General features: G+C 67.5%; 8 protein-coding genes. 6 read left to right on the forward strand and 2 right to left on the reverse strand.

Annotated features, from left to right (window positions below):
• Positions 1–264 precede the first annotated feature (264 nt).
• The 4 genes from ACTJKY_RS08880 (at position 265) to ACTJKY_RS08895 (ending at position 2,284) form a co-directional block, all read left to right on the forward strand.
• Complete coding sequence (locus ACTJKY_RS08880) at positions 265–537, forward strand: PadR family transcriptional regulator (RefSeq protein WP_440845518.1); 273 nt, start codon at positions 265–267, stop codon at positions 535–537.
• Positions 534–1,172, forward strand: a complete 639-nt coding sequence (locus ACTJKY_RS08885; protein ID WP_440845520.1) for a hypothetical protein — start codon at positions 534–536, stop codon at positions 1,170–1,172. Before ACTJKY_RS08880 ends, ACTJKY_RS08885 begins: the two co-directional genes overlap by 4 nt.
• 431 nt (positions 1,173–1,603) lie before the next feature.
• Entirely contained in the window at positions 1,604–1,855 is a 252-nt protein-coding gene (locus ACTJKY_RS08890) for a hypothetical protein (RefSeq protein ID WP_440845521.1), read from the forward strand.
• Between the two features lie 105 nt (positions 1,856–1,960).
• Positions 1,961–2,284 carry a UrcA family protein gene (locus ACTJKY_RS08895; RefSeq protein WP_440845522.1) on the forward strand — a complete coding sequence of 108 codons (324 nt, stop codon included), beginning with the start codon at positions 1,961–1,963 and terminating at the stop codon, positions 2,282–2,284.
• Positions 2,285–2,317: 33 nt separating this feature from the next.
• Here ACTJKY_RS08895 and ACTJKY_RS08900 read toward each other — a convergent pair whose 3' ends face one another.
• Together ACTJKY_RS08900 and thrC are read right to left on the reverse strand one after the other, a co-directional pair.
• Positions 2,318–3,187, reverse strand: coding sequence for a class I SAM-dependent methyltransferase (locus ACTJKY_RS08900; protein ID WP_440845524.1), 870 nt, complete (start codon positions 3,185–3,187; stop codon positions 2,318–2,320).
• A complete protein-coding gene (gene thrC, locus ACTJKY_RS08905) occupies positions 3,184–4,575 on the reverse strand; it encodes a threonine synthase (protein WP_440845525.1) in 1,392 nt (463 codons plus the stop codon). The genes ACTJKY_RS08900 and thrC overlap by 4 nt, the downstream gene beginning before the upstream one ends.
• 148 nt (positions 4,576–4,723) lie before the next feature.
• Between thrC and mgrA the strand changes: the two genes are divergently transcribed.
• Both mgrA and ACTJKY_RS08915 read left to right on the forward strand, forming a co-directional pair.
• Positions 4,724–5,788, forward strand: a complete 1,065-nt coding sequence (gene mgrA, locus ACTJKY_RS08910; RefSeq protein ID WP_440845526.1) for an L-glyceraldehyde 3-phosphate reductase — start codon at positions 4,724–4,726, stop codon at positions 5,786–5,788.
• A complete protein-coding gene (locus ACTJKY_RS08915; protein WP_440845528.1) occupies positions 5,785–6,246 on the forward strand; it encodes a GreA/GreB family elongation factor in 462 nt (153 codons plus the stop codon). The genes mgrA and ACTJKY_RS08915 overlap by 4 nt, the downstream gene beginning before the upstream one ends.
• The last annotated feature ends 33 nt before the right edge of the window (positions 6,247–6,279 follow it).

Genomic DNA, 6,279 nt, shown 5'->3' on the forward strand with positions numbered 1-6,279 from the left:
GTGCGGCTGGCGATTGCGGCAAAGTTTACGAAGTTTAGGCTCGCGCGCGATTTGCGAAGTTCACAACCTGAACCTCAGCGGTGCATTTTGGCAGTGGTTCCGGCAGGCTGAAAGAGCGGCCGGAGGATGTACCCGGCATAAGAACATATTGGATACAACGGGGCTCGGTGCAAGAGACCACCTGGAGCAAACCCTAGGCTTGACTCTTAAATCTACATATGTTGTATTCGTGTCATGGTTCGGAAGCGGCAACCCTCGAAGCAGATGCGCCTTCTCCTGCAGGTCCTTGCGGAGGAACGCTATGTCTGGCGGCATGGCTATGAGCTGATGAAGGCGACCGGGCTCTTGTCCGGTACCCTTTATCCGCTGCTGATGCGGATGACCGAACAGGGGCTGGTAGAGGCCGAGTGGCGCGAGCCCGCCCAGCCGGGACGGCCTGCCCGCCATGCCTACCGATTGACAGCGGCTGGCTACGTGCTGGCGAAGGAGCTTGCCGACACCATTGCCGATCGGCCGTTCAAGGGAGCACTCGCATGACACTCTTCGTCGCTCGAGCCCTGCTGCGGCTGGCCAGAGCCTGCCTCGGTGAACGCCATGCCGATTGGGCGTCGGCCATGGAGGCGGAGCTCGATGTGGCGGCGGCGGCCGGGGAGGCGCTGCCCTTCGCGCTCGGCTGCCTTACGGCGGCGTGGCGGGCGATGTTTACAAGCGAGCAGGGGCATTTTCTCCTCAGCAGCTATGCGTTGGTGCTCGGCATGGTGCTGCCGATGGCAGCGCTGCAGATCGGCTGTGCGCTATTTGGCCTGCCCTATCTCTACCCGGACCAGCACGGGCTGGCCGGCGCGCTACTGGAACGCAGCCCCAGACAGGACCTGCTGCCGAGCGTCTATCAGGCCGCGATCCCGGCGCTGGCCTTGCTGCAGGTGATGATCGGGCTCGGCCATCTGCGCGTGGGCTGGCTTACGCTGGAGCGCGACTGGGCAGGGGCGACGCGCTGGGGCAGCATCTGTCTCGCCGCGACGATCACCCTGATTTTGTTCATGGCGGCGCTGTTCCTCGATGGGCGGCAGGTGGTGCTGCAAGGCACGGTACTCGCCATCGAACTGGCCACGATCGCGGCCGTCGCGCGGTGGCATGTGCAGCTATCGAGCGGGCGACCGCAGGTGCAGTAAGCGCCCACGACCGAGCGGAAGACTTCTGTCGCTGAGACCTTTTCGGGGCGCACCGCCCCGGAACCCGAGACCGTGCGCCTGTGCGGCGCCGTGACGCGACACGTGATCGCGACAAAAGCCGGGGCCGATCCCGGGACTTGAGGAGAAGAAGCCATGCGACCGTCCTTCGTGCGCCCCATCCTCGTGGGTGCAGCAGTGACCATCCTCCTCGGCATGACTGCGCGTGCAGCACCTCGTCCCGAAGGGCCCGTGTCGGCGGGGGCGGCGGCGGCCTCGTCGCCGTTCGTCGGGGCCTGGGAGCTCGACCTCACCCGCATGCCGGAGAGTTACGGTCCCCGCCCAAGCGGGTTCGCTTCACGTTCGAGCCGGTCGGTGCGGAGCAATGGCGAACGACCGTCGACATCACCGCGCCCGACGGCAGTATCCGCCACATGGCGGTGCGCTATCGCCGCGACGGTGCCGCCGCTCCCGGCGAGGGGGACTTGTCCGAGGCGGACAGCGCCGCTTTCCGCTCGCCGGCGCCGAACGTGCTGGTGATGGGGTTGGCCAAGAAACAGATGCTCGGCTCGGTTCGGGTCTATGTCGTCTCCGCCGATGGACGCGAGATGATCGAGTCGGCCGCTGCGGTGGACCCCAGCGGCGCGCCTTTCGTCCGCGAGTTCCACTTTAAGCGCGCGCCCTAGAACCTTCACGCGGGGCGGCCGCGTCCATGGGCCGCCTTCGCCGCGTCACGGAAGCTCAACGACCGGTGGCGGCGGCAACCTGTCTTTTGAATACGGAGAAAAACGATGAAGTTGCTGGTGCTCCCCTGCGCCGCGCTGCTGTCGGCGTGCGCCTTGCCGCATGCGACGGGAGCGGAGTCACCGCGCATGATGGTTGCTTATGGCGATCTTCGCCTGGAGACGAAGCCGGGAAGGGCCGCGCTCGCCCTGCGGGTTGCGCAGGCCGCTAGAGATTTTTGCCGGGTCTACGACCCGCTGGACCCAGAGACCAGGTTCGATGCGCACCTTGCGAGCGAGCGCCATTGCCCGGGAGCCGCCGCCATTCTGTTGGCGCAGCATATGCCTGCATCGGTGCGGAAGGCTTATCAAGCAGGCAAGCGCGCCGAGTGAAAGGGCCGCGCGGGTCCCTGCCGGCGTCCTGGGCTACCGGCTCCACCGCGCGAAGATCGCCGTCGGCAGCTCCAGCCCGCGCGCCTCTTCGCGCACCGTCAGCTCGCCCGCTTCGACCGTGCCGCCCTTGTCCGCCATCGCCTGGCGGACGAGTTCGCCGATCGCCAGTGCCGACATCCGCACCGCGTAGACCGTCAGGAACAGGAAGCGCGAGTTTTCGTCGAGCAGCTTGGCCACGTCGTCGATCAGGCCCGGCAGGCCTTCTTCCAGCTTCCACACCTCGCCATTGGGCCCGCGGCCCCATTTCGGCGGATCGAGGATGATGCCGTCATAGCGCCGGCCGCGGCGTACCTCGCGCGCGGTGAACTTCATCGCGTCGTCGATCATCCAGCGGATCGGCTTGTCGGTCATGCCGGAAAGCTGGGCGTTGGCCTTGCCCTCCATCACCGACTTCTTGGAGGCGTCGACATGCGTCACCTTGGCGCCCGCCGCCGCCAGCGCCAGCGAGCCGACGCCGGTATAGCCGAACAGGTTCATGCACTCAGGGCTGTCCATCCCGTCGATCCGGCCGCGCATCCAGTCCCATACCGGCGCCATGTCCGGGAAGAAGCCGAGGTGGCGGAAGGGCGTGGTCTGGGCGGTGAAGCGCACCTCGCGCCATGCCAGCGGCCAGCCCTCGCGCGGGGTGGGCTTCAGATAGTCCCAGCGGCCGCCGCCCTCTTCGTCGGAGCCGGGGACGAATTCGGCATGCGCGTCCCACTCGGCCGAGGCCGGCGCCCACATTGCCTGGGGCTCGGGGCGGATGAACCGATAGGCGCCGTAGCGCTCGAGCTTGCGGCCATGGCCCGAATCGATCAGGCCATAATCGCCCCAGGGCTCGCCGGTGAGGGTGACGAGCTTCATGCCTTCGCGTGGGCCCGCTCGGCGATATAGCCGGTGATCGCGCCGAATTCGGCGGGGAGGGTGTCGTAGCGCTCCTGGCGATCGAACAGGTCGCCGACGCGGTTCGGCACGTGCGGACGCATGCCGGTGGCGCGCTCGACCGCGTCGCGGAACTTGGCCGGATGCGCGGTGGCGAGGGTGACGATCGGCACGTCCGGCGCCAGACCGGCGCGCTGGGCGGCGGCGAGGCCGATCGCGGTGTGCGGGTCGATCACCTGGGCGGCCTCGGCGCAGGCCCAGCGCATCGCTTCGTTCATGCCGTCGGCATCGATCGCGTCGCTGGTGAACAGCTTGGAGGCGCCCTCCCGTTGCATGTTGGTGAGCTGCATCGCGCGGGTCGATTCGAAGCCGCGCATCTGCTCGGCGATCGGTGCGCCGGCGAGGTCGGCGAGCAGCCGCTCGAAGTTCGAGCTGACCTGGATGTCCATCGAGGGCGCGGCGGTGGGGGTGACGGTGCCCGCCGAATAGTCGCCGGCCGACAGCGCACGGTGGAGGATGTCGTTGACGTTGGTGGCGACCACCAGCTTGGCCACCGGCAGCCCCATGCGCGCGGCGACATAGCCGGCGAAGACGTCGCCGAAATTGCCGGTGGGCACCGAGAAGGCGACGGGCCGCTCGGGCGCGCCGAGGCGGACGGCGGCGTAGAAATAATAGACCACCTGCGCCATCAGCCGGGCCCAGTTGATCGAATTGACCGCGCTCAGCTGGAAGCGGCCCGAGAAGGCCGCATCGTTGAACATCGCCTTCACCAGCGCCTGGGCATCGTCGAAGCTGCCGTCGATCGCGATGTTGTGGACGTTGGGGGCGAGCACCGTGGTCATCTGCCGGCGCTGGACGTCGGAGACGCGGCCCTGCGGGTGCAGCATGAAGATGTCGACACCGATGCGCCCCGCCACCGCGTCGATCGCGGCGCTGCCGGTGTCCCCCGAGGTTGCGCCGACGATGGTGAGGTGCTGGTTGGTACCGCTCAGGAACTTCTCGAACAACAGGCCGAGCAGCTGGAGCGCCACGTCCTTGAAGGCAAGGGTGGGGCCGTGGAACAGCTCGAGCAGCCAGTGCTGCTGGTCGATCTGGACCAGTGGGGTCACCGCCGCGTGCGAGAAGCGGCCATAGGCTTGGGTGCAGAGCTCGCGGAGTTCGTCTTCGCTGAGGTCCGGCGTGACGAAGGGCAGCATGACGCGCACCGCCGTCTCGACATAGGAGAGGCCGCGCATCGCGGCGATGTCCTCGGCCGAGAAGCTCGGCCATTCGGTCGGGATATAGAGGCCGCCGTCGCTGGCGAGTCCGGTGAGGGTGACGTCGCGAAAGCCCAGCGAGGGCGCGGCGCCGCGGGTGCTGTGATACTGCATGGCCGCCCGCGTTACCCGGCGGCAACGATCGGGACAAGATAGCTGTCCTTGGGGGCGGCTTGTCATTGTTGGCATGTCCGGGTGTTCCGCGACGGACCCGCCATGCGTATAGGCGCGTTGCGTACAGCCTTCCCGATGGAGAGAGATGATGGCCTATCCCCAGCCCTGGCATGCCGATGCCGACCGTTATGACGGCCGCATGCCCTATCGCCGCTGCGGCGTGAGCGGGCTCGACCTGCCGGCGATCAGCCTGGGGCTGTGGCAGAATTTCGGCGGCACCGATGTGTTCGAAAATGCCCGCGCGATGCTGCGCCGGGCGTTCGATCGCGGCGTGACCCACTTCGATCTCGCGAACAATTATGGCCCGCCCTATGGCTCTGCCGAAGAGAATTTCGGCCGCGTGCTGGCGACCGACCTCGCCAGCCACCGCGACGAGCTGATCATCTCGACCAAGGCCGGCTGGGACATGTGGCCCGGACCGTATGGCGATGTCGGCGGCAGCAAGAAGTACCTGATCGCCTCGTGCGACCAGAGCCTCAAGCGGATGGGGCTCGACTATGTCGACATCTTCTATTCGCACCGCGTCGATCCCAAGACGCCGCTGGAGGAGACGATGGGCGCGCTCGCCCAGATCCACCGCCAGGGCAAGGCGCTGTATGTGGGCATCTCCAGCTATTCGCCCGAGCTGACGCGACAGGCGGCGGCGATCCTGGCGGACTACAAGGTGCCGCTGCTGATCCACCAGCCGAGCTATTCGATGCTCAACCGCTGGATCGAAGAGAGCCTGCTCGACACGCTGGAAGATCTCGGCACCGGCTGCATCGCCTTCTCGCCGCTGGCGCAGGGGATGCTGACGCGGAAATATCTGAACGGCGTGCCCGAGGATGCGCGCGCGGCCAAGGGCGGCACCTCGCTCGACACGCGGCTGCTCTCCGACGAGAACATCGCCCGCATCCGCGCGCTCAACGCCATTGCCGAGAAGCGCGGGCAGACGCTGGCGCAGATGGCGATCGCCTGGGTGCTGCGCGATCCGCGCGTCACCTCGGCGCTGGTCGGCGCGCGCACCGTCCAACAGCTCGACGATTCGCTCGATGCCGTGAAGAATCTCGGCTTCACCGCCGAGGAGCTGGCCGAAATCGACACCCACGCAACCGAAGGCGCGATCGATCTTTGGAAGGTATCGTCCACGCTTGCGGAACTGCCGCAACGATGAGCGTCGCCTTCCGTCGCGAGAGCGATGAAGAACATAAGGAACCGAAGTTCGAGCTGCCGCTGCCGGCCGGGCCCAATCTGGTCACGGCGGCGGGGCCGGCGCTGATCGCGGGCAAGGTCGCGGCGCTGGAGGCGGCGATCGAGGCCGAAGGCGATGCCGAAGCCAAGGAAGTGCTGAAGCGCGAGCTCCGCTACTGGAACACCCGCGCCGCCACCGCGCAGGTCGCGCCGCCCCTGGAGGAAGGGGTGGCGGGCATCGGCGCGCGGGTGCGGATCCGGCTGAACGGGCGCGAGCGGGTGATCGAGATCGTCGGCCATGACGAGGCCGATCCGGCGGCCGACCGGCTCGCCTTCCAGGCACCGCTGGCGCACGCGCTGCTGGGTGCCGAGGAAGGCGAGAAGGTCGATTTTGGCGGGAGGCCGGAGGCGATCGAAGTGCTGGCGGTGGAGGCGATCTAAGCGAGCCTCTCCGCTCCTGCGCTCCCCTCCCGC

The organism is Sphingomonas sp. 22176 (genome assembly GCF_052045505.1).
In the GTDB taxonomy this organism is placed as follows: domain Bacteria; phylum Pseudomonadota; class Alphaproteobacteria; order Sphingomonadales; family Sphingomonadaceae; genus Sphingomonas.